This is a genomic window from Pseudomonas sp. FeN3W (genome assembly GCA_030263805.2).
Classification (GTDB): domain Bacteria; phylum Pseudomonadota; class Gammaproteobacteria; order Pseudomonadales; family Pseudomonadaceae; genus Stutzerimonas; species Stutzerimonas stutzeri_G.
The window spans coordinates 4271459-4296869 of record CP136010.1; the positions used below are offsets into that span (position 1 = coordinate 4271459).

The window sequence follows — 25411 nt, forward strand, 5'->3', positions numbered from 1 at the left end:
GAGAGGTGAGGGCGCGGCCTTGGCAAATTGCCTTGGCCGCGGCGGCTTGTCGGTGTGGTGGGTCAGCGGATAAATTCGCGGCTGATACTCTTGAACAGTTCGGTGCCGGCGCGTTCCATCCATTCGAAGGCAACCATCTCCCGCGAGACGATCACCGCGCCGGCCTGGCGCATGCGCTCCAGGGCCAGCGCCTTGTCGCTGGCCCGCCGCGAGCTGACGCCTTCTTCGACGACGAAGACTTCGTTGCCACGGGCGCGCAGGTCCAGCACCGTCTGCAGCACGCACACGTGCGTCTCGCAGCCGCAGATGATGAACTGCCGGCGTTCGCCACCCGGGCGCTGGAACAGTTCGCCATCGCCGGCCGCGGAGAAATGCAGCTTCTCGACAATGGCCGCGTCATCCACGCCATTGCGCAGGGCGGCGATCGTTGGGCCGAGCCCCTTGCTGTACTGCTCGGTCAGCAGCACCGGCACACCGACTCGCTGCGCCACCTGTTGCAGCCAGGCGGTGTGCTCGGCCATGGCTGCATTGTCGAGGATCACCGGAAACAGGCGTTCCTGGATGTCGATGATCAGCAGGGTGGAATCCGTTGCCTTGATACGCATCGCAGTGCTTCCTCGTGGTTCAGGGTTTGTACGCGCCGATGAAGATGGCCGGGTCGACTCGCGCGTCGTTAAGGCTCACGTTCCAGTGCAAGTGGGGGCCAGTGGCACGCCCGGTTGCCCCGACTTTGCCGAGCACCTGACCCCGTGCCAGCTGGTCGCCGACTTTCACACCGATCTCGGAAAGATGGCAGAACATGCTGATCAACCCCTGGCCATGGTCGACGAAGACTGTCTTGCCGTTGAAGAAATAGTCGCCGGTGAGTATGACCTTGCCCGCCGCCGGTGCCTTGATCGGCGTGCCGCTCTTGGCGGCGAAATCCAGGCCCGAGTGCGGGTTACGTTCCTCACCGTTGAAGAAGCGGCGCAGGCCGAACGGCGACGACAGCGGGCCGTCCACCGGGCGATCGAACAACAGATTGCTTGGCTGGTTGGCGCTGAACTGCCGGTAGGCGCGGGTCTGTTCGTCCAGTTCGCGCTCGATGCGCTTGAGGTCTGCCGGATTCGGATTGACCTGGCGCTGGTTCTTCAGCGTGATGTGCTGCGCTCGATAGTCGCGGCTCTCGACCTGGAAGGTTTGGGGACGACCATCGATCTCCAGCTGCTGCGCGCCCGGCTTCACCGACAGCGGGATGCCGACGATGGCGATCCAGCGTTTGCCATCCTCACGCAACACCAGGGTCGGCTTGCCCTGATAGCGAGCCTGCGGTGCGCTAGCGCCGTCACCTAGCTCGATCACGGCAACACCGCCGGGCACAGGCTTGTTCAGCAGGCGGGTGATGAAGCCCTCGGCATAGGCGCAAAGGGGAAGGGCGAGGCACAACAGCAGGGCGAGAAGGCGTGGCATGAAAGGATCCGCTGGAATAAACGGCCCATCCTCGCGTAAAGCTGCGCTGGGGAAAAGGCTGGCCATCTGGCGTCCGCCGGTCAGAGCAGCGGCAGCGTGACCGGTGTCAGATGATTGTCTTCCACCCGCACCTCCAATTCGCCCTCGCCGAGCCTGGCCTTGAGGCGCTGGCCAGGTTGCGTCTGGCTGGCGCTGCGGATCGCCTGGCCGCGCTCGTCGAGCAGGATGCTGTAGCCGCGACTGAGCGTAGCCAGCGGGCTGACCACATTGAGCGTCTGGGCGAGGCCCTGTAGCTGTTGCCGGCGGCCTTTCAGATTGGCTTGCATCGCTCGCGGCAGACGCGAGGAGAGGTGTTCGAGGCGCTGGCGCAACAGATTCAGCGAACGCCCCGGGTGTTGCGCGGCCAGGCGTGTTTCCAGGCGGGCCAGACGCTCCCGGCCGCTGCACAGGCGACGGTCAACGGCGCGCAGCAGGCGCTGCTCGAGGTCGTCGATGCGCTGGGCCTGCTGCTGCAGCCGTTCGCCGGGGTGGCGCAGGCGACGGGTCAGGCCTTCCAGTCGCATGGCGTCACGGTGCAGACGGTCGCGCATGCGCAGCACCAGGCGCTGTTGCAGCCCGCTCAGCCGGTGTTGCAGGTCGGCGCTGCTGGGGGCCAGCAGCTCGGCGGCCGCGGATGGCGTCGGCGCGCGAACATCGGCGACGAAATCGGCGATCGAGACATCGGTTTCGTGGCCCACGGCGCTGACAATCGGCGTGACACAGGCATCCACCGCGCGCGCCACCGCTTCTTCGTTGAAGCACCAGAGGTCCTCCAGCGAACCGCCGCCGCGGGCCAGAATCAGCGCATCGAAGCCCTGGGCATCGGCCAGCTGCAGTGCGCGGACGATCTGTCCGGTGGCTTCGCGACCTTGCACGGCGGTTGGAATCAGCGTCAGCTCGACCTGCGGCGCGCGGCGTTTGAACACCGAGATGATGTCGCGAATGACCGCGCCGGTCGGCGAGCTGACGATGCCGATGCGCCGCGGGTGGGCGGGCAGGGCAGCCTTGCGTTCGGCAGCGAACAGACCTTCGGCGCTGAGCTTTTCCTTGAGTGCCTCGAAGGCTAGGCGCAAAGCGCCGTCACCGGCCGGCTCCAGCGTATCGAGAATCAGCTGGTAATCACCGCGCCCCTCGAACAGCGAGACCTTGCCGCGTACCCGCACCGCCAGGCCGTCGCGCAGCGCCTGGCGTACCCGCGCCGCGTTCTGCCGGAACAACGCGCAACGCACCTGGGCGTTCTTGTCCTTGAGGGTGAAATAGATGTGGCCGGAAGCCGGGCGGGCGAGGTTGGAAATCTCGCCTTCGACCCAGACCTGGGCGAACACGTCCTCCAGCAGCAGCCGCGCGCGGCCGTTGAGCTGGCTGACGGTCAGTACTTCGCGATCGAGATTGAGACGCTGGAAGGGATCTTTGAGCATGGCGACGATGATAAGCCGGGCGCGGCCAGGCGGAAACCGAAACTGCTTCGCGTCCGTCCAGCGGGCCTTGACCGGCCAATGGGTGGCGCTAAGCTGCGCGGCCTTTCTTCATCTCCCGTTCCGAGCCGCCATGAGCCACAGTCAAGCGATCATTGTGCCGCGCATTTCCACGTTTCCAGCGCACGAAGCCAAGGCGCGGATGATTCTGCGCTGGCTGGCCGAGCGGCGCATCGTCGAGGCGCTGCCGACCACCTGCGGTCGCGGCGTTGGCGGCATGGGCTACGCTATCGCTTCCGGCGCGCGCAGTGTCGTGCAGCATCCGGAACGCTTGCCTTTTGGCGAGGCCATCAACGGCCTTGAAGTGGTGACCAAGCGCTGCATCTACACGCCAACACGGGATTTCGCCGAGGAGGCAGGCTGCCCCGAATGCCGTCGCGAGATTGGCGAGGCGTTGTTTGAAAGCCTCGACGAGTGGATGCCTAAGCAGACCGACAATTTTACCTGTCCGGAGTGTGGCTTCGAAGACGACATCAACGGCTTCCTGTTCATTCCGGCGTGCGGCTTTTCCAATCTCGGCTTTATCTTCAATGGCTGGGGCGAGGCCGGCCTTCGCCAGTCGTTTCTCGATGAATTCGCCGAACGCCTGGGCTTCAAGGTGGCGCTGGTGATTGATCGGCCGTGACCGATCGGTCATTTCGGCGATGCCGCGCATTTCGCCGTGCGCGACGCGCCTCACATCCGCATTGAGCGTGAAGGGGTGCGTGGGTATAATGCCGCGCTTCCTTTTTCCCGCCTGGGAGCCCCCGCCATGCTGCGTATCAGCCAAGAAGCCCTGACTTTCGATGATGTTCTCCTGATCCCGGGATATTCCGAGGTTTTGCCGAAGGATGTCAGCCTGAAGACCCGTCTGACCCGCGAAATCGAGCTGAACATTCCGCTGGTTTCCGCGGCCATGGACACCGTCACCGAAGCGCGCCTGGCCATTGCCATGGCTCAGGAAGGCGGCATCGGCATCATCCACAAGAACATGAGCATCGAGCAGCAGGCTGCCGAGGTGCGCAAGGTCAAGCGTCACGAGACCGCCATCGTTCACGATCCGGTCACCGTCACGCCGGAAACCAAGATCAGCGAGCTGCTGCGCAAGGCGCATGAACTGGGCTTCTCCGGCTTTCCGGTAGTGTCCGGCAAGAAGCTGGTCGGCATTGTCACCGGTCGAGATCTGCGCTTCACGCCCAATGCCGGCGACTCGGTCGCGGCGATCATGACGCCCAAGGAAAAGCTGGTCACCGTGCTCGAAGGCACCGCCCTGGAAGAAATCAAGACTGAGCTCTACAAGCACCGCATCGAGAAGATGCTCGTGGTAGACGGCAATTTCCACCTGCGCGGCCTGGTCACCTTCCGCGACATCGAGAAAGCCAAGACCTACCCGCTGGCCTCCAAGGACAGCCAGGGGCGTCTGCGCGTTGGCGCAGCGGTCGGTACCGGCGCCGATACCGGTGATCGCGTCGAAGCACTGGCTGCTGCCGGTGTCGATGTGGTGGTGGTGGACACCGCCCACGGCCATTCCCGTGGCGTGATCGATCGCGTGCGTTGGGTGAAGGAGAACTTCCCGCAGGTGCAGGTGATCGGCGGCAACATCGCCACTGCCGAAGCTGCGCTGGACCTGGTCAAGGCCGGCGCCGATGCGGTCAAGGTCGGTATCGGCCCGGGCTCAATCTGCACCACACGCATCGTCGCCGGTGTCGGCGTGCCGCAGATCTCCGCCATCGCCAACGTATCCGCCGCACTGGAAGGCACCGGCGTGCCGATGATCGCCGACGGTGGTATCCGCTTCTCCGGTGACCTGTCCAAGGCCATCGTTGCAGGCGCCAACGCCGTGATGATGGGCTCGATGTTCGCCGGTACCGAAGAAGCCCCGGGCGAAATCGAGCTGTTCCAGGGCCGTTCCTACAAGGCTTACCGCGGCATGGGCTCGCTGGGTGCCATGTCCCAGGCACAGGGCTCCTCGGATCGTTACTTCCAGGACTCCGCCGCCGGCGCCGAGAAGCTGGTCCCCGAAGGCATCGAAGGCCGCGTACCGTACAAGGGCTCGCTGGCCGCGATCATCCACCAGCTGATGGGCGGTCTGCGTGCATCCATGGGCTATACCGGCAGTGCTACCGTCGACGAGATGCGCAGCAAGCCGCAGTTCGTGCGTATCACCGGTGCCGGCATGGCCGAGTCACACGTGCATGACGTGCAGATCACCAAGGAAGCCCCGAATTACCGAGTGGGTTGATCCGCTCAGCTAGACAGGCGCCGGAAGCTGGCAGCGGGAGCGGGGAGAGATCCTGGCTTCGGCTTCCAGCTTCCGGCTTTCAGCTTCAGGCTCTTTCCGAAGGAAAGCTCATGGCTCACCAAGACATTCACGCCCACCGCATCCTGATCCTCGACTTCGGTTCCCAGTACACCCAGCTGATCGCCCGCCGCGTGCGCGAGATCGGCGTGTATTGCGAGCTGCATCCGTGGGACATGAGCGAGGACGACATCCGTGCCTTCGCGCCACGCGGCATCATTCTCGCCGGCGGCCCGGAGTCGGTTCACGAGGCGGGCAGCCCGCGCGCGCCGCAGGCCGTGTTCGATCTCGGTGTGCCGCTGTTCGGCATCTGCTACGGCATGCAGACCATGTCCGAGCAGCTGGGTGGGAAGGTGCAGGGCTCCGACGTTCGCGAGTTCGGCTATGCCCGCGTCGATCTGGTCGGCAAGTCGAAGCTGTTCGACGGCATCGAAGACCACATGGATGACGACGGTGTGTTCGGCCTCGACGTGTGGATGAGCCACGGCGACAAGGTGACCACGCTGCCGGAAGGTTTCCATATTCTCGCCAGCACGCCGAGCTGCCCGATCGCAGCCATGGGTGACGACGACCGCCGTTACTACGGCGTGCAGTTCCATCCGGAAGTGACCCACACCCGCCAGGGCGGCCGCATCCTTTCCCGTTTCATTCTCGACATCTGTGGCTGCGAAGCGCTGTGGACGCCGTCCAACATCGTCGAAGACGCCATCGCCCAGGTGCGCGCTCAGGTCGGTGATGCCAACGTGCTGCTCGGCCTTTCCGGCGGTGTCGATTCGTCGGTGGTTGCGGCGCTGCTGCACAAGGCGATCGGCGACCAGCTGACCTGCGTGTTCGTCGACAACGGCCTGCTGCGCCTGCATGAGGGTGACCAGGTGATGGCCATGTTCGCCGAGAACATGGGCGTCAAGGTGATTCGCGCCGACGCCGAGGCACAGTTCCTCGGCAACCTCGAGGGCGAGGCCGATCCAGAGAAGAAGCGCAAGATCATCGGTCGTACCTTTATCGACGTGTTCGATGCAGAAGCCAGCAAGCTGGACAACATCCAGTTCCTCGCCCAGGGCACCATCTACCCCGACGTGATCGAGTCGGCCGGCGCCAAGAGCGGCAAGGCCCATGTGATCAAGTCGCACCACAACGTCGGCGGCCTGCCGGAGGAAATGAACCTCAAGCTGGTCGAGCCGCTGCGTGAACTGTTCAAGGACGAGGTGCGCAAGATCGGTCTCGAGCTCGGCCTGCCCTACGACATGGTCTACCGTCACCCGTTCCCGGGCCCGGGTCTGGGTGTGCGCATCCTCGGCGAAGTGAAGAAGGAATATGCCGACCTACTGCGTCGCGCGGATCACATCTTCATCGAAGAGCTGCGCAACTTCGACTGGTACCACAAGACCAGCCAGGCCTTCGTGGTGTTTCAGCCGGTGAAATCGGTCGGTGTGGTCGGCGATGGCCGCCGCTACGCCTGGGTCGTCGCGCTGCGAGCGGTGGAAACCATCGACTTCATGACCGCACGTTGGGCGCACCTGCCTTATGAGTTGCTGGAAAAGGTGTCCAACCGCATCATCAACGAAATCGAAGGCATCTCCCGCGTGACCTACGATGTGTCGAGCAAGCCGCCGGCCACCATCGAGTGGGAGTGATATCAGGTCCTTCGGGGATTATCGGTACCTATCGATAAGATGCTGTAACGTGTTGATTTATAATAAAATACGTCGCGGCACCTATCGGTAGCTATCGCCAGGCAGCGGGATGGTTTGGCGGTACTGGTAACGGTAAGAACCGATGCCCGGATTCGGACCCTCCCGTTTACTATCGAGACCAAACCGGTCTTTGACGGTAAATCTCTCCTCCGGAAAGCTTGCGCCATACGGCTTTCCCGGCATCAGCAGGTCTCCTGAGCCTGGACGGTAAAAGCCGTCCTGAACAGGAGGAAAACCTCAATGCTGACCGACACCGCACTGCGCAAACTAAAGCCCAAAGCCAAGCCCTACAAGGCTTCCGATCGCGACGGGATGTACGTAACGGTATCGCCCGGCGGTACCGTCACCTTTCGCTACGATTACCGTCTCAATGGACGCCGGGAAACGCTGACCATCGGACGGTATGGGCCAGCGGGGATTTCATTGGCCATGGCGCGCGAAAAGCTGCTGGATGCCAAGCGAATGGTTGTCCAGGGTATATCACCCTCCTTGGAAAAACAGCGAGCCAAGCGGCGACTGACCGCTGCCAAGTCGTTTGGTGAGATGCTGAAGAGATGGCTGACTGATGCGCGTATGGCCGACAGCACGCGATCCATGCGTAAGAGCATCATTGATCGCGACATCCTGCCGGTCTTCGAGAACCGTCTCCTGACCGAAATCACTGCAGACGATCTCCGCATGCTCTGCGCCAAGGTGAAGGGGCGTGGTGCGCCGGCAACGGCCGTCCACATTCGCGACATCGTGAAGCAGGTCTTTGCGTTTGCAATCCTGCACGGTGAGAAGGTGGAGAATCCGGCCGACGGTGTTAAGGCAGCATCGATCGCCACCTTCGTGCCGAAAGACCGAGCGCTGACCCCGACCGAGATTCGCCTGGCTTTTCACCAGTTGGAGTCGATTGCGGCGTACCCCACCATTCGATTGGCCTTGCGCCTGGTACTGCTGACCTTGGTGCGTAAAAGCGAGCTGATCGAAGCTACTTGGAATGAGGTGGATTTTGAGAACGCCACGTGGACGATCTCCAAGCAGCGTATGAAGGGACGCAATCCTCACGTGGTCCACCTGTCGCGCCAGGCTCTGGACATCTTCGTGGCATTGCACACGTGTGCTGCAGGCTCGAGGTTCGTGCTGCCCTCGCGCTATGACATCCACCGCTGCATGTCGCACGCCACCTTGAACCGGATCACCCAACTTATCGCATCGCGTGCCAAGGAAGCGGGGCTGCCGTTGGAGCCGTTCACTGTTCACGACCTGCGCAGGACTGGCTCCACGCTCCTCAACGAAGTGGGCTTCAATGGTGACTGGATCGAGAAGTGCTTGGCGCATGAGGACGGGCGTTCCTCGCGCTCGGTCTACAACAAGGCCGAATACGCTGAGCAACGCCGCCACATGCTGCAAGAGTGGGCCGATATGGTTGATGCCTGGGTCGATGGTCGGACTCATGTACCGAAGCTGCTGCCGGACAATGTGACCGTGCCGGTGTTGAGTGCCGCCGTTTAAAGGAATGGACAGGTTGTCACTTGACAACCTGTCGAGTCATGGGAATACTGGAGATCATTAATGGCCCGTCCCGCACATCCGAAGAAAGAGGTCGAAGAAGCGCTCAAGCATGCCGAAGGGCAGGGGTGGCGCATCGAAGTTGGCGGCAGCCACGCCTGGGGACGGATCTACTGTCCCTACAACGACGAGGAGTGTCGTTGCGGCGAGTTCTGCATCACCAGCGTGTGGAGCACGCCAAAGAGCCCTGGTAACCACGCACGCGCCTTGCGACGCGTCGTGGATAACTGCACCGCGCACCGTAAGCCGCAAGAGGCTGCCGACGGCGCAGAGGAGTAGCACGATGGAATACACCTTCACTCTGAAATACCAGCTCGCCGATGATGACCGGAACCCGGATGTGCTGGTCGAACGCCTTGGCGAAGCTGGTTGCGACGATGCCCTGGTTGGTATCGGTCAGCCGGGGCGGCTGGCGCTGGAGTTCATTCGCGAGGCGGAGAATGCAGATGCGGCTGTGCGCAGTGCACTGGCCGATGTGCGCAGTGCAGTGCCCTCGGCCAGGCTGATCGAGGTCGCCCCGGATCTGGTCGGCCTGACCGACGTGGCCGAAATGGTCGGGGTATCGCGACAGAACATGCGCAAACTGATGCTGGCCAACCCGGGCAGCTTCCCGGCACCTGTGCACGAGGGCAGTGCGTCGATCTGGCACCTGGCGGATGTGCTGACCTGGTTGCAGGCCAGGGGCAGCTATTCGCTAGCCAGAGATGTACTGGAAGTGGCGCGAGTGGCCTTGCAGGTCAATCTGGCCAAGGAAAGTCGGCGTCTACCGCGTTCGACTTCTGAGGAACTGGGGGCTCTGGTCGGCTAAGGCAATCATAGGCCTCATGCTTGATCCGAACCCGCCCGAACCGGGCGGGTTTTCCGTAGGCGGACATCCGGGCCGCTGATCTCTCTGCGAGGCGCCTGCTTGCGCTCCTCAATCCATGCTTCGACCTCGGCCAAGTCCCACACTACGCAACGTGGTGTCAGGTTAAAGCGTCGAGGGAACTCGCCACGACGCTCCATCTCGTAGATGGTCGTCTCAGATAGCGGGATGATCTGCCTCAGCTCTTGTCGCCGAATGGTGCGCCGGAAGGGCAGGGGGCTCCGCTTCGGAAACTGCGGCAGTGCCTCGTAGGCTTCCGTGTCAGGCATCGGAAGAGACTGGCCGGTCTCGGAGATTGACGCTCCGGGCGTAGGCGATAGATGTTCCATCTCGGACTCCATGAGTCTGGTTGGATGGGGCATCGTGCGGTTCAGTGCCTTATCGGGACAACCCGCTGCGGCGTACAGGGGCAGACTTTGGTGCGATTATTGGTTGCTAGATAGCTTTCAGTGATGTTATTTCATCGCTGAAGTTGTGGCAGTTCTCCAGTTAATTTGATCCTGCCCCTTATCCCAGCAGCTCAGCCGGCTGCACGAGAGTGCAGCCGGAGGGGATCATACTGTAGATGTCGATTTTGGTGCCTTCTTTCGTGATGCTGAAGAAGTCAGCGACGACAGGCACTCAAACAGACGTTCCGCATACACAAACCCCATACGTCTGACGGCACTCTGATCGAAGTACAGCAGCCAGGCCGCGAGTAACGCCATCGAAATAAGCAGCGTCAAGCCAGCGGCGAGCCCCGGGTCTGCAAAATGCACGGGGTAAAAATGGGGAGGCGTGATCTGCAGAACCTTTGCAATCAGCAATCCGTAGAGGATTCCCAGGAGGCTCGACAGGATGCCTACAGGCTTCATCGCCAGCATATTGCGGTGGAATCCGTAGGCAATATTCTCTTTCAGTAGGAGTTGCTTATTGGTACGCGTGAGTTCGCGAAGTCGCTTGGTTGCTCCGATGTAGATGTCGTCCGCTTTGTCAGGGTTCGCTGATTCTTCTTCTGCCGTTGGTATGTCAATACCCAGTTTAGTTGTGATCGCAGAGTGGTACCTATGAATCGCCCCGGCTTTCCTAGACACTCTCCAAGCTCTGGAAATAACGCTTTTCAAACTCCACTGGCGACAGCTGCATAGCGCTGCTGTGCCGGCGCTTGGGGTTATAGAACATCTCGATGTAATCGAACACATCACTGCGGGCTTCTTCGCGAGTGCCGTAGGTTTTCCGTCGGATGCGCTCCCGCTTCAGCAACTGGAAAAAGCTTTCCGCGACCGCGTTGTCGTGACAGTTGCCGCGTCGACTCATGCTGCTGATTAGGTTGTTGGCCTTTAGGAAGCTCTGCCAGTCCGAGCTGCTGAACTGGCTGCCCTGGTCGGAGTGGATCATCACCTCCTGCCTGGGCTTGCGCCGCCAGACCGCCATCAGCAACGCATCGATGGCCAGGTCGCTGCACATCCGTGGTTTCATCGACCAGCCGATCACCTGGCGCGAAAACAGATCCAGCACCACCGCCAAGTACAACCAGCCCTCATAGGTGCGGATGTAGGTGATGTCGGTGCCCCAGACCTTGTTCGGCTCGCTGACCTTGAACTGCCGCTCCAGGCGGTTGGGCGAAGCCACCGTCGGCTTACCGCCGTAATAGCCGGGGCGCCGACGATAACCGGTCTGCGAACGCAGCCCCTCCACCCGCATCAGGCGAGCCACGCGGTGCCGGCCACAGGACTCGCCCAGCTCACGCAGGTCGTCGTGGATCTTGCGGTAGCCGTAGACCCCGCCGCTTTCCAGCCAGGCATGCTTGATCAATCCGAGCAGGCGCTGATCTTCCTTCTCGCGTGCGGATTTCGGCTCGGCCAGCCAGGCGTAGTAACCGCTGGGATGTACCTGTAGGGTCTGGCAGAGACGCCGTACCGGGTACTCCACCGACAGCTTGCTGATGACGGCGTACTTCAGCCGGACTCCTTGGCAAAGTACGCGGCGGCCTTTTTTAGGATGTCTCGCTCTTCGGTCACCCGCTTGAGTTCCGCGCGCAAGCGACGCAGCTCGGCCTGTTGATCATCTACCTGCTGCCGCTGTGCTTGGGGCTTGCTGTAGCGCTTTACCCAGGCGTACAGGCTGTGCGCGGACACGCCTAGACGCTCCGCCACATCGGCAACGCGCAAACCGCGCTCGGTGACTTGCTTGACCGCTTCGATCTTGAATTCTTCGGGGTAACGCTGGTTGCTCATGGCACCTCCTGTTGGGCCTCATTATGAGGCTTGGAGGTGTCTACGAAACTAGGGGCGATTCAAGAAGCGCTTTCGTGATATCGCCGAGGCTGCATCGGACTGGTTGTGGGAAACCGATGAGCGCTTGAGGTTGATATACCTCTCCGAACGGTTTGAACGCGTCACCGAATTCAAAGCCAGCCAATGGCTGGGACGCCCGCTAGATGAGCTGCTTCAGGCTGATACGCAGGGTATCGCGCTGTGGTTACATACACAGAGCAGAAAACCCTTGCGTTGCAAGTATTCGGACCGTAACGGTGACGTTCGGATCTGTCGCCTGGCGTCGCGGCCGATCATGGCGGACGGGAAATGTGTCGGTTACAGAGGTACCGCCAGCGACATCACCGAGGAGGTAAAAGCGCAGACGCAGGTAGAGCATCTATCCATGCACGACGCTCTGACTGGCCTGCCCAATCGTAACAACTTGCACAGTTTTCTGGCCGGCAAGCTGGGAGCCAATAGGCCGTTGGCAATGATCAGTCTGGACCTGGATCGATTTAAGCCAGTAAATGACACCCTTGGGCACGCTGCAGGCGATCTGGTGCTCCAGGAAATGTCGCTCCGTTTGCTTAACTGTACGCGCAACGAAGACCTCGTCGCTCGGCTTGGCGGCGACGAATTCATCATGGTACTTGATGGCATAAGCTCCCAGGAAAGCATTGAGGCGCTTTGTGTACGCCTTATCGATCAGATCAAACAACCGATCGTATACGAAGGCCAGAACATCTTCGTCGGCGGAAGCATCGGTATTGCGCTTGCGCCGCAGGGCGCGACCGAGGCGAACGAGCTGTTGCGCTGTGCGGACATTGCGCTCTATCAGGCCAAGGAAGATGGACGTGCCACGTGGCGGTTCTACGCCAGCGAAATGAACCAGCGGTTATTACAAAGACGACAGCTTGAGATGGACCTGCGGCAAGCCATGGCTATGGGGGAAATGGCGCTTCAGTATCAGCCGCGCTATCGAACAAATGGTATGCACATCATCGGAGCTGAAGCACTGGTGCGCTGGCAGCACCCACTGAAGGGGTTGCTCGGCCCGGCGCACTTCATTGACCTAGCGGAGGAAACCGGGCTCATCGTTCCGCTCGGACGATGGGTGTTAAATGAGGCCTGCAACGAAGCAGCACGCTGGCCCGAGCATATCTGCGTGTCAGTCAACCTGTCCGTTGTCCAGTTCCGTCAGAGCGACCTCCGACTGGATGTTCAGCGGGCACTGACGGAAGCCGGTCTGGCTGCCTCGCGGCTTGAGCTGGAGGTTGCCGAGAGCATTTTGCTGGATGAGTCCGCAGGTGCGTTAGCAACCCTCAATGCGCTCAAGGAATTAGGCGTACGCCTGACCATGGACCACTTCGGTACGGGCTATTCTTCGCTCAATTACCTACGAAGTTATCCGTTCGACGGGTTGAAGATAGATCGCAGCTTCATTGGCAACGCGCTAAGTTCTGCTAATGACCGTTTGATCATCAAGGCAATCGTTGGGCTCGCCGAGGCCTTGGAGCTCACGGTTACCGCCGAGGGCGTTGAGTCTGGTGAGCAGCTTGAATGGTTGGAAGAAGCAGACTGCGCAGTGGTGCAGGGTTTTCACATATGCCAGCCTCAATTCGCTCAAGAAATGGAGCGACTGGTTCAGGAGATGGGATGATGCGAATGTTAGTGGCTAACAGGCTAGGGAACTGCACACATTCCATGAACAAGTTTTCTAATCATTAAGTTAAGGGCGATTATGTCGACTATTTCAAGCGAGACAGTTATTTAGTCCTTGCAAGCGGATCACCATGCGTCAACAAACTTCAATAAACCCGCCCAACCCCGGATTGTGCGTAAAGGCTCTGGTTTTGCCGCATCCGACGGCATTGGTCAAGGATGCTAAAGACGGCTAAAATTGCCGGCGACCGCTAAGTCTTCACTGTCCGAATAGCTCCATCACCGCGCAATATAGATGCTGGCGGAATGGCGGTAAATGTGACGGTAAAACCTATATCGATTAAATTTGTCCCTTTAACCATGCGGGTTTAGGCGACCTATTGATGATTGAGTGGGAATGATCTGAAGCAATGAGGGCAGCCCAGGCTGCCCTCATGCTATGCGCAGCCTCCGCAGAGAGGCGCGTCGAGCCTGATGGGCCCATCAATTCGGACTGGCTGGAGCCCATGCATGTCCTTTACCCGTAGACAGATTCTCACCGGCCTGGCCGGTCTTGGTGTCGTCGGTCTCGCCGGCAGTGGCGCGCGCTACTGGCTCGGTCGCCCGGCCGACATCACCACTCATGACTACGAATTGATTGCCGCCCCGCTGGACGTGGAGCTGGTGCCTGGTCACGTCACGCCTGCCTGGGCCTATGGCGGGCAAGCGCCTGGCCTGGAGCTGCGTGGCCGTCAGGGCGACTGGCTGCGGGTGCGCTTCATCAACAATCTGCCCGAGCCCACCACCATCCATTGGCATGGCATTCGTCTGCCGCTGGAAATGGATGGCGTGCCCTACGTATCGCAGTTGCCGGTGTTGCCCGGCGAGTTCTTCGACTATCGCTTCCAGCTGCACGATGCCGGCAGCTTCTGGTATCACCCGCACACCAGCAGTGCCGCGCAGCTAGGTCGCGGGCTGGTCGGTCCGCTGATTGTCGAGGAGCGCGAACCAAGCGGTTTCAGGCACGAGCGCACGCTCAACCTGAAAAGCTGGCATGTCGACAAGCAGGGGGCGTTCACCGAATTCAGCGTGCCGCGCGAGGCGGCCCGTGGCGGCACGCCGGGCGTGCTGTCGACGGTGAATGGCACACATGCGCCCACGCTTGATCTGCCGGCCGGGCAGGTCGTGCGGCTGCGGCTGCTGAATCTCGACAACACCCTGACCTATCGCCTGAACCTGCCAGATAGCGAGGCGCGCATCTATGCGCTCGATGGACATCCGGTCGTTCCGATGCCGCTGGGCAAGGAGTACTGGCTCGGTCCGGGCATGCGTATCGACCTGGCGCTGAAGGTGCCGGACGCTGGCACGGAGCTGTCCTTGCGCAATGGTCCGCTACGGCTGGCGACGCTGCGCTCGGTGGCGCATGACGAAGTCGCCGGCGACTGGCCGCCGGCGTTGCCGGCCAATCCCGTGGCGGAGCCGGATCTGCAGCGCGCGGAAACGCTGCGCTTCAACTTCGAGTGGGCCGGTACCTTGTCGACAGACGCCGCACAGGGCGGCGCCTATACCTTCTGGCAGATCAACGGCGAGGCCTGGGACATCAACGACAAGACCTGTGCCGATCGCCCGATTGCGACGCTGAAAAAGGATGGCCATTACATCTTCGAGCTGCGCAACCTCAGTCAGTACCAGCATCCGATTCATCTGCACGGGATGACCTTCAAGGTGATCTCGTCCAATCGCCGCAAGATCGATCCGTGGTTCACCGATACCTACCTGCTGGGCAAGAACGAGGCGGCCCGTATCGCGCTGGTCGCCGATAATCCGGGTGTCTGGATGTTTCACTGTCATGTCATCGACCACATGGAAACCGGGTTGATGGCAGCGATCGAGGTGGTATGAGACAGGGCGGAGTAGGGCAGTGAGGAAGCCGCAGATCATCGACCGCAGCCAGGACGAGCGCTTCATGCGCGAAGCCCTGGCGCTGGCGGCGCAGGGCGCTGCGTTGGGAGAGGTGCCGGTCGGCGCTGTGCTGGTGCAGGATGGACAGATCATCGGGCGCGGCTTCAACTGCCCGATCTCCCGACACGACCCCAGTGCGCATGCGGAAATGGTCGCGGTGCGGGATGCGGCGCAGGTGCTGCAGAACTATCGGCTACCCGGTGTGACGCTCTACGTCACGCTGGAGCCGTGCAGCATGTGCGCCGGTCTGATCGTGCATTCGCGGATCCAGCGCGTCGTCTATGGCGCCACCGAGCCGAAGGCCGGCGTGGTTGTCAGTCGCGGCCAGTTTTTCGATCAGGGCTTTCTCAACCACCGGGTGCTGGTCGAGGGTGGTGTGCTGGCCGAGGAGTGCGGGATGGTGCTCAGCGAGTTCTTCCGCCAGCGCCGGCAGAAGGGTTAGCGCGCCGCTGTTGTCGGCTGCAGCGTTTCATGGGCGGCGACGCTGCCCTGTGCCGGAAAGACCACCAGATGGTCGGCGGCGATGGCGATGCCGACTTCCTGCCCGGTGGGGTAGTCCGCATGGCTGGTGAAGATCGCCACCAGTTGATTGCCGGTGGGCAGCTGCAGCCGGTACAGCGTCGACGCGCCGAGGAAGGTCTTGCCGACGATAAGCGCCCGCAGCGGGCTGTCCGGCTTGTAGACGATGTCATCCGGGCGCAGCAGCACATCCACCGAGCTGCCTGCCGGCCAGGTGTAGGCGCGGTTGCCGCGAATCACACCGAGTTCGGTCTGCACGGTTTCCGGGTCTAGCAGCTGCCCTCGGATGAAATAGCCCTGGCCGATAAAGCTGGCCACGAAGGGCGTCAGCGGTTCGTGGTAAAGGTTGAACGGGGTGTCCCACTGCTCCAGGCGACCGTCCTTGAACACGCCGACCTGATCGCTGACGGCGAAGGCTTCTTCCTGGTCGTGGGTAACCAGAATGGCGCTGGTGTTGCGTGCCTTGAGGATCTCGCGCACCTCATGGCTGAGGCGCCGACGCAGTTCGACGTCGAGGTTGGAGAACGGCTCGTCCAGCAGCAAAAGTGCAGGCTCGGGCGCCAGGGCGCGGGCCAGTGCGACGCGCTGCTGCTGTCCCCCGGAGAGCTCGTGCGGATAGCGTCTGCCAAGGGCGGCCAGGTGCACCAGTTCGAGCATCTCGGAGACGATTCGCGAGCAGTCAGGCTGCTTGCGAATCCCGAAGGCAATGTTTTCCGCCACGGTCAGATGGGGAAACAGCGCGTAGTCCTGAAAGACCATGCCGATGCGGCGCTTCTCCGGCGCCAGGGTGAAGCCCGAGCGGGAAATGACCGACTCCGCCAGGTGGATTTCGCCCTGGTGCACCGGCTCGAAGCCGGCGATGGCACGCAGCGTAGTGGTCTTGCCGCAACCGGACGGGCCCAGCAGGCAGCCGATGTCGCCGCGGTTCAGATGCAGGTTGAGGTGCTGGACGATGCTCTGCTCGCCGTAGCCGCAGGCCAGGTCACGCAGTTGCAGCAGCGGCGGCTCGTGCTTCATGCGTGGTGGTAGGCCGGCTCGACGAGAAACTCCAGCAGCGCCTTCTGTACATGCAGGCGGTTCTCGGCCTGATCCCAGGCCACGGAGCGCGGATCGTCGAGCAGGTCGTGGCTGATCTCCTCGCCGCGGTGGGCCGGCAGGCAATGCATGAACAGCACGTCCTCGGCAGCGCAATCGAGCAGAGCGCGGTCCACCTGATAGGGGCGGAACGTGGCCAGGCGCGCGGCGGCCTCGTCTTCCTGGCCCATGGAGGCCCAGACGTCGGTGCTGATCAGGTGTGCGCCTGCAGCCGCTTCGCGCGGATCACGCATTACCTGCACGCGATCACCGGCGCGCGCCATCAGTTCGGCGTCGGGCTCATAGCCCTCGGGGCAGGCGACCTTGAGCTGGAAGTCGAACTGGATGGCGGCTTCTATATAGGTATTGCACATGTTGTTGCCGTCGCCGATCCAGGCCACCGTCTTGCCGGCGATGCTGCCGCGGTGCTCATGGAAGGTCTGCATATCGGCCATCAGCTGGCAGGGGTGCAGGTCATCGGAAAGACCGTTGATGACCGGCACGCTCGAGTTGGCGGCAAAGTCGGTGAGGGTCGAGTGGGCGAACGTGCGGATCATCACCGCATCGAGCATGCGGGACATGACGATGGCCGAATCGCTGATCGGCTCGCCGCGCCCGAGCTGGGTGTCGCGTGGGGACAGGAAGATCGCCTGGCCGCCGAGCTGGATCATGCCGGCTTCGAACGACAGTCGGGTGCGGGTCGAGGCCTTCTCGAAGATCATGCCCAGCACGCGATTCTTCAGGGGTTCGAACAGGACGCCGCGCTCGCGCAGATCCTTCAGCTCGATGCCGCGGCGGACCAGGCTGTTCAGCTCCTGGGGCGTGCAGTCCATCAGTGAGAGAAAATGCCTTGCGCTCATATCAACTACCTTTATTGCCGCAGCGCGATCCAGTGCTTTTCGACAGAAAAAGGGGACCGACGACTGGGGGTCGCACGGGGAGCGACGAAACGGGAAAGGCGCGATCTTATCCAGAAAGCGAGCATAGGCGCAAATCCGCAGCCCACGGCCTCCGGTGGGCTGAATCGCCGTGCTGACGGCCTTTGCGCCGCAACAAAGCCGAGTCCTCCGCTCGGCTTTCCCACGCTTTTTCCGTTACAATGCGCGGCAACCGTGTCTAGCCGAGGTACTCCATGGATATCATCGAAACCATCAAAGAACAGATCGCCAACAACCCGGTGCTGCTTTACATGAAGGGTTCGCCCAACGCCCCGCAGTGCGGCTTTTCCGCTCGTGCGACCCAGGCGGTAATGGGCTGTGGCGAGAAGTTCGCTTACGTCGACATCCTGCAGAACCCGGAAATTCGCGCCAACCTGCCGACCTATGCCAACTGGCCGACCTTCCCGCAGCTGTGGGTGAACGGTGAGCTGGTCGGAGGCAGCGACATCATCCTCGAGATGTTCGAGAAGGGTGAACTGCAGACCCTGATCAAGTCCGCTGTCGGCAAGGCCGAGGCCTGAGCCCGGTCTGACCGCGTAGGCTCTGCCTGATGCCCGCATCCAAGGATGCGGGCATTTTTGTTTGTGTCACTTCGCTGAAAAATGCCGCTCGGCTGACGCGTTGATCTTTATGGTTCTTTCCGGGTCAGAGGTCGCGGTGAGGGCGCTTCCCTCTGTTCTGCTTGATCCCTTGATGTGAGAGACGCCACCTGATGCCCTATATGCGAGTGTTGCCTTTCCTGATCGTGTTGGCGATTGTCTTGTTCAACGGCTTGAAGCCAGAGCCGGTACCGCAGCTGTTCGATCAGCAAGACAAGCTGCATCATCTGCTGGGTTTCGCCGCGCTGGCGTTTACCCTTCGCCTGGCGTTCCCGCGGGTGCCATTCCTGTGGGGACTGAGCCTGACAGTTATTGCAGCGCTGTCGATCGAGATCGGTCAGGGCTTGCTGCCTTATCGGACCGCTTCGCGCTGGGACATGCTGGCCAATGTTCTGGGTGTGCTGCTGGGCTGGGGCTGCTCATTGATTGCGCAAGGCTGGTGGCGTCAGCGTCTGGGTGAACCGCTGACCGAGTAGGATTCGGCAACCTGGACTCGACTGCGCCAGCAGAACGCGCTTCAGCGCGGCCCCGGAGGGGTGAGCGAAGCGAATAACCTGGGACATGGTCCCTGGTGAGAGTCCGGCGACAATAAAAAAGCCCCGGTATCAACCGAGGCTTAGAAATTTGGCTCCGCGACCTGGACTCGAACCAGGGACCCAATGATTAACAGTCATTTGCTCTACCGACTGAGCTATCGCGGAACAACGGTGCGTATCCTACTGTTTGCAAAAGAGAAGTCAACCCTTTGCAACGCAAGGAACGACGCCGCGCCCGGAGTCTGAGAAGGCCCCGGGCGGATCGAGTCAGAGCACCTGAACGATGGCGTCAGTGACGTGACCGATATTGTTGCGGTTCAGTGCGGCGGCGCAGATTCGGCCGGTGCTGATAGCGTAGACGCCGAACTCGACCCGCAGTCGCTCGACCTGCTCGGCCGTAAGGCCGGAGTAGGAGAACATGCCGCGCTGCGCTGCAACGAAACTGAAGTCCGTCTTCGCGCCTTTGGCCGCCAGTTGCTCGACCATGCTCAGACGCAGCTCGCGGATGCGACTGCGCATCTCGCCCAGCTCGGCTTCCCACATCGCGCGCAGTTCCGGACTGTTGAGTACAGCGGAGACGATGATGGCGCCATGGGTCGGCGGGTTGGAATAGTTGGTGCGGATCACGCGCTTGACCTGCGACAGTACGCGTGCCGACTCCTCGCGACTCTGAGTCACCATCGACAGTGCGCCGACGCGTTCGCCGTACAGCGAGAAGGACTTGGAGAACGAGCTGGAAACGAAGAAGGTCATGCCCGACTCGGCGAACAGGCGCACGGCGGCAGCGTCCTCTTCGATGCTGTCGCCGAAGCCCTGGTAGGCGATGTCGATGAACGGCACGTGATCCTGGGCGCGCAGCACGTCGAGAATCTGCTTCCAGTCATCCAGGTTCAGATCGACGCCAGTCGGGTTGTGGCAGCAGGCGTGCAGCACGACGATGGAGCGCGGCGGCAGGTTCTTCAGGTCCTGCAGCAGACCGGCGCGGTCGATGCCGTGATTGCTGGCGTCGTAGTAGCTGTAGTTCTGCACCGGAAAGCCGGCCGACTCGAACAGCGCGCGATGGTTTTCCCAGCTCGGGTTGCTGATGGCAACCACGGCGTCCGGTAGCAGGCGTTTGAGGAAGTCTGCGCCGACCTTGAGTGCGCCGGTTCCGCCGAGCGCCTGGGTAGTCACCACCCGGCCTTCGGCGATCAGCGGAGAATTCTCGCCGAACAGCAGTTTCTGTACGGCAGCGTCGTAGGCGGCGATGCCTTCGATCGGCAGGTAGCCGCGGGGCGCGTGGGCAGCTATACGGGCCTGCTCGGCTTCGACCACGGCGCGCAGCAACGGAATGCGGCCTTCTTCGTTGTAGTAGACACCGACACCGAGATTGACCTTGTTCGGCCGCGTGTCGGCGTTGAAGGCTTCATTGAGGCCGAGGATAGGATCGCGCGGCGCCATTTCGACAGCAGAGAACAAACTCATGGTGAGGGGGCTCGAAAGAGAAGAGTGACTAGATTCACCACCCTCGCGTCGGCGCGCAGGGTGATGCGCAAACGGGGCGGTAGTATAGCGGTCATGCCTGTTGCCTGCGATATGCTACCGAGGTTTTCTGATCACTTTCGGTGCGTTTTGCGTACTGAAAAGATGGGCGGTTTCTCAGCTTTGCGCGCCATCGCTGGCAGCGGATTTCAGGATTCGCTCGCCGTCGCGCCAAGCCGCTGGATGGCTGTCGAAAGTCCGGCTGCCAAGCTCGCACACGTTACCTAGAGAGGCGAAATGTCCAAGTTCGAACTGGTCACCCGTTTCAAGCCGGCCGGCGATCAGCCGGAGGCCATTCGGCAGATGATCGAAGGCATCGAGGCGGGGTTGTCGCACCAGACGCTGCTGGGCGTCACCGGCTCGGGCAAGACCTTCAGCATTGCCAACGTCATCGCCCACGTGCAGCGACCCACGCTGGTGCTGGCGCCGAACAAGACGCTCGCTGCGCAGCTCTATGGCGAGTTCAAAGCGTTCTTTCCGAACAACGCGGTGGAGTATTTCGTTTCCTACTACGACTATTACCAGCCGGAAGCCTATGTGCCATCGTCCGACACCTTCATCGAGAAGGACGCCTCGATCAACGACCATATCGAGCAGATGCGCCTGTCGGCGACCAAGGCGCTGCTGGAGCGGCCGGATGCGATCATCGTCACCACGGTGTCGTGCATCTACGGTCTGGGTGATCCGCAGTCGTATCTGAAGATGGTGCTGCACGTCGATCGCGGCGACCGCCTCGATCAGCGCGAGCTGCTGCGCCGGCTGACCGGCCTGCAGTACACCCGCAACGACATGGATTTCGCTCGCGCGACCTTCCGTGTGCGCGGCGACGTGATCGACGTGTTCCCGGCCGAATCGGACCTCGAAGCGGTGCGCATCGAGCTGTTCGACGACGAGGTGGAGAGCCTGTCGGCCTTCGATCCGCTCACCGGCGAAGTGATCCGCAAGCTGCCGCGCTTCACCTTCTACCCCAAGAGTCATTACGTGACGCCGCGCGAGACCCTGCTCGATGCCATCGAGAAGATCAAGGACGAGCTGCGTGAGCGCCTCGACTATCTGCGCGGCCAGAACAAGCTGGTGGAGGCGCAGCGTCTGGAGCAGCGCACGCGTTTCGATCTGGAAATGATCATGGAGCTGGGTTACTGCAACGGCATCGAAAATTACTCGCGCTATCTGTCCGGGCGTGATGCTGGCGAGCCGCCACCGACGCTGTTCGACTACCTGCCGGCCGATGCTCTTCTGGTGATCGATGAGTCCCACGTGTCGGTGCCGCAGGTCGGCGCGATGTACAAGGGCGACCGCTCGCGCAAGGAAACCCTGGTGGAATACGGCTTTCGCCTGCCATCGGCGCTGGACAACCGGCCGATGCGCTTCGACGAATGGGAAGCGATCTGCCCGCAGACCATCTTTGTCTCCGCGACACCCGGCCCTTACGAGGCCGAACATGCAGGCCGCGTGGTCGAGCAGGTTGTGCGTCCGACGGGGCTGGTCGATCCACAGATCGAGGTACGTCCGGCGCTGACGCAGGTCGACGATCTACTGTCGGAGATCCGCAAGTGCGTGGCCAAGGAGGAGCGGGTGCTGGTCACCACGCTGACCAAGCGCATGGCCGAGGACCTGACCGACTACCTTGGCGATCACGACGTGCGGGTGCGCTACCTGCACTCGGACATCGACACGGTGGAGCGGGTCGAGATCATCCGCGACCTGCGGTTGGGCACTTTCGACGTGCTGGTGGGCATCAACCTGCTGCGCGAAGGCCTGGACATGCCCGAGGTGTCGCTGGTGGCGATTCTCGATGCGGACAAGGAAGGCTTCCTGCGCTCCGAGCGCTCGCTGATCCAGACTATCGGCCGCGCCGCGCGCAACCTCAATGGCCGGGCGATTCTCTACGCGGACAACGTCACCGGCTCCATGCAGCGCGCCATCGACGAGACCGAGCGTCGTCGTGCCAAGCAAATCGCTTTCAACGAGGCTCATGGCATCGTGCCGAAGGGCGTCACGAAGGATGTGCAGGACATTCTCGAAGGCGCCACGGTCCCCGGCTCGCGCAGCAAGAAGCGGCGCGGCGAGGCCAGGGCGGCGGAAGAGAGTGCGCGCTACGAGAACGATCTGCGTTCGCCGAGCGAGATCACCAAGCGGATTCGTCAGCTGGAAGAGAAAATGCTGAGCCTGGCGCGCGATCTGGAGTTCGAGGCGGCCGCCGAGGCGCGCGACGAAATCCACAAGCTGCGCGAGCGGCTGCTGCAGGTCTGACGGCAGCTCAGTGGCCGCCCGCGCCGGCCTGCATGTCCTGCGGCAGTGCGCGCGTCAGCATCACCGCGACCATGCTGATGGCCAGGGCGATGCCGACGAAGTGGAAGGCGTCGTTGTAGGCCATGATCATCGCCTGCTGGTGGGTGATCTCGCTGAGTCGGCCCAGCGCCGCCTGCTCGCTGCCCAGTTGCGCGGCCAGGGTGCTCAGGCGCTCGGCTACCGCTGGGTTGGTCGGCACCAGCGCTTCGCGCAGGTAGTCGAAATAGACCTTGGTGCGGCTGTCCAGCAGGGTGGCGAGCAGGGCGATGCCAATGGCGCCGCCCAGGTTGCGCAGGATGTTGAACAAACTGGAGGCGGAGCCGGCGTCCTGTGGCTGCACGTAGGCGGTGGCGATCAACGAGATGGTCACCATGATCAGCGGCTGACCGATCGCGCGGATGATCTGAATGGGATGGAACTGGTCACCGGCAAAGTCCGGGTTGAGCGCCCCCGAGGCGAAGCTGGACAGGCCGAACAGGGCGAAGCCCGCGGCGCATAGCCATTTCGGCGGGATGATCTTCATCAGCTTGGGCACCAGCGGAATCAGGAACAGCTGCGGAATGCCCATCCACATGATCACCTGGCCGATCTGCAGGGCGTTGTACTGCTGGATCTGCGCCAGGTACAGCGGCAGCAGGTAGATCGAACCGTAGAGCCCGAGACCCATGCCGAGACTGGCGATGCTGGTCAGGCCGAAGTTGCGCTCGCGCAGGATGCCCAGGTTGATCAGCGGGTTGGGCCGCGACAGCTGCAGGATCACGAACAGGATCAGGCTCAGCAGGGCGATGGCGCCCAGCTCGACGATCAGGCTCGATTCGAGCCAGTCCTTGCGATGGCCTTCTTCGAGAAACACCTGCAGGCAGCCGAGGCCGGCCGCCAGCGTGACGATACCGGCGTAGTCGGTGCTCTTCAGCAGCGCCCAGTGCGGCGGCTTCTTCTCCAGGCCGTAGAGCAGGCCGGCGATCATCACCAGGCCCGGCGGCACGTTGATGTAGAAGATGTACTCCCAGCCCCAGTTCTCGGTGAGCCAGCCGCCGAGCGTCGGGCCGATCGACGGGGCGAAGGTCGCGGTGATGGCGAACAGCGCCATGCCCTTGGCGCGGTGGTGCTCCGGCAGCTTGATCAGCGTCAGCGTGAAAGCCAGGGGGATCAGCGCACCGCCGGTGAAGCCCTGCAGCGCCCGGAAGACGATCATGCTTTCAAGGTTCCAGGCGAAGGAGCAGAGCAGGGAAGAGATCAGAAAACCGATCGACACCCAGACCGCCAATCGGCGTGCCGAGAGCAACTGCACCAGCCAGGCGGTCAGCGGAATCATGATGATTTCCGCCACCAGGTAGGAGGTGGAAATCCACGAGCCTTCCTCCAGCGTGGCCGAGAGCGCGCCCTGGATGTCCTTGAGCGACGAGTTGGTGATCTGGATATCCAGCACCGCCATGAAGGCGCCGAGCATGGCGCTCATCACGGCGATCCAGTCGCGCCGGCTGGGTTCGCCGACCGGGCGGGTCAGCGCATCAGCGGCCACGAAGGTCGACCTTCACTTCCACCGACATGCCGGGGCGGATGCGGCCCTCGAGCGGGTTGTCACGGGCGAAGGTCAGCTTGACCGGAATGCGTTGGACCACCTTGGTGAAGTTGCCGGTGGCATTGTCCGGCGGCAGCAGGCTGAACTGCGCGCCGGAAGCCGGGAAGAGGCTCGCCACGCGGCCCTCGATGGGCGTATCGGGAAAGCTGTCGAAGGTCAGCTCGGCGACCTGGCCTTCGCGCATGCGGCCGATCTGGGTTTCCTTGAAGTTGGCCTGGACCCAGATGTCCTCGTCCGGCACCACCGACATCAGATAGGCGCCGACCGCCACGTATTGCCCGGTACGCGCGGAGCGCTGGCCGACGACGCCGCTGATGGGTGAGTGGATCTCGGTGCGCTGGAGGTTCAACTCGGCCTGCTCGATCTGCGCGCGGGCGCTGCCGATCAGTGCCTGCAGGCGTTGCACCTCCGCCTCGAGCGTGTCGACCTGCTGGTGCTGGGCGTTCAGGTCCGCCCCGGCTTTCTGCCGCTGCGAGCGGGCCACGCGGGCATCGGCCGACAGCGTCGTCACGCGCTCTTCCGAGACGAAGCCGGGTTTGCGCAGCGCCTCGACGCGCGACAGGTCGAGCTGGCTGCGCTCCAGGTTCGCCTGTGCCGCGTCCAGGGCGGCCTGGCTGGCGGCGATCAGGCTGTTCTGCTGGGTCAGGCGGCTGCGCACCTGGGCGAGCTCGGCCTCGTGGATCGCCAGGTTGGCGCGGGCCTGTTCGAGCGCAAGGCGGAAATCCCCGGCTTCGAGCGTCACCAGCAGGTCGCCGCGCTCGACATGCTGGTTGTCCTCGACGTGCACCCGCTCGATGCGCGCGGCCAACTGGCTGGAGACGCGGGTGATCTCACCCTGCACGTAGGCATTGTCGGTGTGCTCGTAATGGCGGCCGATCAAGAACCAGTGGGCGAACAGGGCGGCTGCGGCCAGCAGCACAAGAGTCAAGAAGATGAAGAGTCGGCGTTTCAGCGTGGCGGGCATGTCGAAGCTCGTTGCCATGGAGGACAGCCGGGCAATCTAGCAGCGTTAGGTCTTAGAAATAAACTGTTACAGTCGTGGAAATTCCTTTGCATTCAGGAAACGTCGGGACGCGCTTCTTCCGCTGCGGACGCAGCCGCAGCCAGTCGCGGATGCCCGCCTGGTGGAGCCCGAAGAGGTCCGCCTGCTAACATC

General features: G+C 62.2%; 22 protein-coding genes, 1 tRNA gene and 1 pseudogene. 12 read left to right on the plus strand and 12 right to left on the minus strand.

What is annotated here, in order from left to right; translation table 11 throughout:
* Positions 1-62: 62 nt before the first annotated feature.
* The 3 genes from P5704_020110 to xseA all read right to left on the minus strand — a co-directional run bounded on the left by P5704_020110 (position 63) and on the right by xseA (position 2906).
* Positions 63-605, minus strand: a complete 543-nt coding sequence (locus P5704_020110) for a hydrolase (GenBank protein WOF78297.1) — start codon at positions 603-605, stop codon at positions 63-65.
* A gap of 19 nt (positions 606-624) precedes the next feature.
* Positions 625-1449 carry a peptidoglycan DD-metalloendopeptidase family protein gene (locus P5704_020115; GenBank protein WOF78298.1) on the minus strand — a complete coding sequence of 275 codons (825 nt, stop codon included), beginning with the start codon at positions 1447-1449 and terminating at the stop codon, positions 625-627.
* Between the two features lie 80 nt (positions 1450-1529).
* Positions 1530-2906, minus strand: a complete 1377-nt coding sequence (gene xseA / locus P5704_020120; protein WOF78299.1) for an exodeoxyribonuclease VII large subunit — start codon at positions 2904-2906, stop codon at positions 1530-1532.
* A 130-nt stretch (positions 2907-3036) separates the two neighbouring features.
* Here xseA and P5704_020125 point away from each other — a divergent pair, with 130 nt between their 5' ends.
* From P5704_020125 to P5704_020150, 6 genes are all read left to right on the plus strand, one after another.
* Positions 3037-3588, plus strand: a complete 552-nt coding sequence (locus P5704_020125; GenBank protein ID WOF81289.1) for a sugar ABC transporter ATPase — start codon at positions 3037-3039, stop codon at positions 3586-3588.
* A gap of 126 nt (positions 3589-3714) precedes the next feature.
* Positions 3715-5184, plus strand: a complete 1470-nt coding sequence (gene guaB, locus P5704_020130) for an IMP dehydrogenase (GenBank protein WOF78300.1) — start codon at positions 3715-3717, stop codon at positions 5182-5184.
* Between the two features lie 110 nt (positions 5185-5294).
* The gene (gene guaA / locus P5704_020135) at positions 5295-6875 is read left to right on the plus strand and encodes a glutamine-hydrolyzing GMP synthase (GenBank protein WOF78301.1); all 1581 of its coding nucleotides are present in this window, start codon (positions 5295-5297) and stop codon (positions 6873-6875) included.
* Between the two features lie 300 nt (positions 6876-7175).
* Complete coding sequence (locus tag P5704_020140) at positions 7176-8432, plus strand: tyrosine-type recombinase/integrase (GenBank protein ID WOF78302.1); 1257 nt, start codon at positions 7176-7178, stop codon at positions 8430-8432.
* Between the two features lie 60 nt (positions 8433-8492).
* Positions 8493-8768, plus strand: a complete 276-nt coding sequence (locus P5704_020145) for a hypothetical protein (protein WOF78303.1) — start codon at positions 8493-8495, stop codon at positions 8766-8768.
* A gap of 4 nt (positions 8769-8772) precedes the next feature.
* Positions 8773-9297 carry a DNA-binding protein gene (locus P5704_020150; GenBank protein ID WOF78304.1) on the plus strand — a complete coding sequence of 175 codons (525 nt, stop codon included), beginning with the start codon at positions 8773-8775 and terminating at the stop codon, positions 9295-9297.
* A 14-nt stretch (positions 9298-9311) separates the two neighbouring features.
* On the opposite strand, the gene P5704_020155 is transcribed toward P5704_020150, so the two are convergent.
* From P5704_020155 to P5704_020165, 3 genes and pseudogenes are all read right to left on the minus strand, one after another.
* Entirely contained in the window at positions 9312-9716 is a 405-nt protein-coding gene (locus P5704_020155) for an AlpA family phage regulatory protein (protein ID WOF78305.1), read from the minus strand.
* Between the two features lie 192 nt (positions 9717-9908).
* Positions 9909-10400, minus strand: a pseudogene (locus P5704_020160) (hypothetical protein).
* Positions 10401-10419: 19 nt separating this feature from the next.
* A protein-coding gene (locus P5704_020165; protein WOF78306.1) for an IS3 family transposase occupies positions 10420-11570 on the minus strand; the annotation gives its coding sequence in 2 pieces (ribosomal slippage) (positions 10420-11333 and positions 11333-11570; 1152 coding nt in all).
* 103 nt (positions 11571-11673) lie between these two features.
* On the opposite strand from P5704_020165, the gene P5704_020170 reads away from it, so the two are divergent.
* From P5704_020170 to tadA, 3 genes are all read left to right on the plus strand, one after another.
* A complete protein-coding gene (locus P5704_020170) occupies positions 11674-13251 on the plus strand; it encodes an EAL domain-containing protein (GenBank protein WOF78307.1) in 1578 nt (525 codons plus the stop codon).
* Positions 13252-13763: 512 nt separating this feature from the next.
* Entirely contained in the window at positions 13764-15134 is a 1371-nt protein-coding gene (locus P5704_020175) for a multicopper oxidase family protein (protein ID WOF78308.1), read from the plus strand.
* Between the two features lie 19 nt (positions 15135-15153).
* Positions 15154-15636, plus strand: a complete 483-nt coding sequence (gene tadA, locus P5704_020180) for a tRNA adenosine(34) deaminase TadA (protein WOF78309.1) — start codon at positions 15154-15156, stop codon at positions 15634-15636.
* On the opposite strand, the gene P5704_020185 is transcribed toward tadA, so the two are convergent.
* Positions 15633-16730: an ABC transporter ATP-binding protein gene (locus P5704_020185; protein WOF78310.1), complete on the minus strand. Its 1098-nt coding sequence runs from the start codon at positions 16728-16730 to the stop codon at positions 15633-15635. The two genes, tadA and P5704_020185, sit on opposite strands and share 4 nt — an antisense overlap.
* Positions 16727-17647, minus strand: coding sequence for an ornithine carbamoyltransferase (gene argF / locus P5704_020190; GenBank protein WOF78311.1), 921 nt, complete (start codon positions 17645-17647; stop codon positions 16727-16729). The genes P5704_020185 and argF overlap by 4 nt, the downstream gene beginning before the upstream one ends.
* Positions 17648-17919: 272 nt before the next feature.
* Between argF and grxD the strand changes: the two genes are divergently transcribed.
* Together grxD and P5704_020200 are read left to right on the plus strand one after the other, a co-directional pair.
* Positions 17920-18246: a Grx4 family monothiol glutaredoxin gene (gene grxD, locus P5704_020195; GenBank protein WOF78312.1), complete on the plus strand. Its 327-nt coding sequence runs from the start codon at positions 17920-17922 to the stop codon at positions 18244-18246.
* A 191-nt stretch (positions 18247-18437) separates the two neighbouring features.
* Positions 18438-18800 (plus strand): VanZ family protein, encoded by a 363-nt coding sequence (locus P5704_020200; GenBank protein WOF78313.1) that lies wholly within the window; start codon positions 18438-18440, stop codon positions 18798-18800.
* A gap of 149 nt (positions 18801-18949) precedes the next feature.
* On the opposite strand, the gene P5704_020205 is transcribed toward P5704_020200, so the two are convergent.
* Positions 18950-19025 (minus strand) — tRNA-Asn (locus P5704_020205).
* 102 nt (positions 19026-19127) lie between these two features.
* Complete coding sequence (locus P5704_020210; GenBank protein WOF78314.1) at positions 19128-20324, minus strand: amino acid aminotransferase; 1197 nt, start codon at positions 20322-20324, stop codon at positions 19128-19130.
* 294 nt (positions 20325-20618) lie between these two features.
* Between P5704_020210 and uvrB the strand changes: the two genes are divergently transcribed.
* Positions 20619-22634: an excinuclease ABC subunit UvrB gene (gene uvrB / locus P5704_020215; protein WOF78315.1), complete on the plus strand. Its 2016-nt coding sequence runs from the start codon at positions 20619-20621 to the stop codon at positions 22632-22634.
* 7 nt (positions 22635-22641) lie between these two features.
* On the opposite strand, the gene P5704_020220 is transcribed toward uvrB, so the two are convergent.
* Complete coding sequence (locus tag P5704_020220; GenBank protein ID WOF81290.1) at positions 22642-24135, minus strand: MDR family MFS transporter; 1494 nt, start codon at positions 24133-24135, stop codon at positions 22642-22644.
* Between the two features lie 49 nt (positions 24136-24184).
* A complete protein-coding gene (locus P5704_020225; protein ID WOF78316.1) occupies positions 24185-25219 on the minus strand; it encodes an HlyD family secretion protein in 1035 nt (344 codons plus the stop codon).
* Positions 25220-25411 lie beyond the last annotated feature (192 nt).

Excerpts from the sequence above, each read along its gene's own strand:
- P5704_020115 (WOF78298.1), bottom strand. The coding sequence starts at position 1,449 with ATGCCACGCCTTCTCGCCCTGCTGTTGTGCCTCGCCCTTCCCCTTTGC.
- grxD (WOF78312.1), top strand. The coding sequence starts at position 17,920 with ATGGATATCATCGAAACCATCAAAGAACAGATCGCCAACAACCCGGTG.
- xseA (WOF78299.1), bottom strand. The coding sequence starts at position 2,906 with ATGCTCAAAGATCCCTTCCAGCGTCTCAATCTCGATCGCGAAGTACTG.
- P5704_020210 (WOF78314.1), bottom strand. The coding sequence starts at position 20,324 with ATGAGTTTGTTCTCTGCTGTCGAAATGGCGCCGCGCGATCCTATCCTC.
- P5704_020200 (WOF78313.1), top strand. The coding sequence starts at position 18,438 with ATGCCCTATATGCGAGTGTTGCCTTTCCTGATCGTGTTGGCGATTGTC.
- P5704_020175 (WOF78308.1), top strand. The coding sequence starts at position 13,764 with ATGTCCTTTACCCGTAGACAGATTCTCACCGGCCTGGCCGGTCTTGGT.
- uvrB (WOF78315.1), top strand. The coding sequence starts at position 20,619 with ATGTCCAAGTTCGAACTGGTCACCCGTTTCAAGCCGGCCGGCGATCAG.
- guaB (WOF78300.1), top strand. The coding sequence starts at position 3,715 with ATGCTGCGTATCAGCCAAGAAGCCCTGACTTTCGATGATGTTCTCCTG.
- P5704_020145 (WOF78303.1), top strand. The coding sequence starts at position 8,493 with ATGGCCCGTCCCGCACATCCGAAGAAAGAGGTCGAAGAAGCGCTCAAG.
- P5704_020155 (WOF78305.1), bottom strand. The coding sequence starts at position 9,716 with ATGCCCCATCCAACCAGACTCATGGAGTCCGAGATGGAACATCTATCG.
- P5704_020140 (WOF78302.1), top strand. The coding sequence starts at position 7,176 with ATGCTGACCGACACCGCACTGCGCAAACTAAAGCCCAAAGCCAAGCCC.
- guaA (WOF78301.1), top strand. The coding sequence starts at position 5,295 with ATGGCTCACCAAGACATTCACGCCCACCGCATCCTGATCCTCGACTTC.
- P5704_020150 (WOF78304.1), top strand. The coding sequence starts at position 8,773 with ATGGAATACACCTTCACTCTGAAATACCAGCTCGCCGATGATGACCGG.
- argF (WOF78311.1), bottom strand. The coding sequence starts at position 17,647 with ATGAGCGCAAGGCATTTTCTCTCACTGATGGACTGCACGCCCCAGGAG.
- P5704_020110 (WOF78297.1), bottom strand. The coding sequence starts at position 605 with ATGCGTATCAAGGCAACGGATTCCACCCTGCTGATCATCGACATCCAG.
- P5704_020125 (WOF81289.1), top strand. The coding sequence starts at position 3,037 with ATGAGCCACAGTCAAGCGATCATTGTGCCGCGCATTTCCACGTTTCCA.
- P5704_020185 (WOF78310.1), bottom strand. The coding sequence starts at position 16,730 with ATGAAGCACGAGCCGCCGCTGCTGCAACTGCGTGACCTGGCCTGCGGC.
- P5704_020225 (WOF78316.1), bottom strand. The coding sequence starts at position 25,219 with ATGCCCGCCACGCTGAAACGCCGACTCTTCATCTTCTTGACTCTTGTG.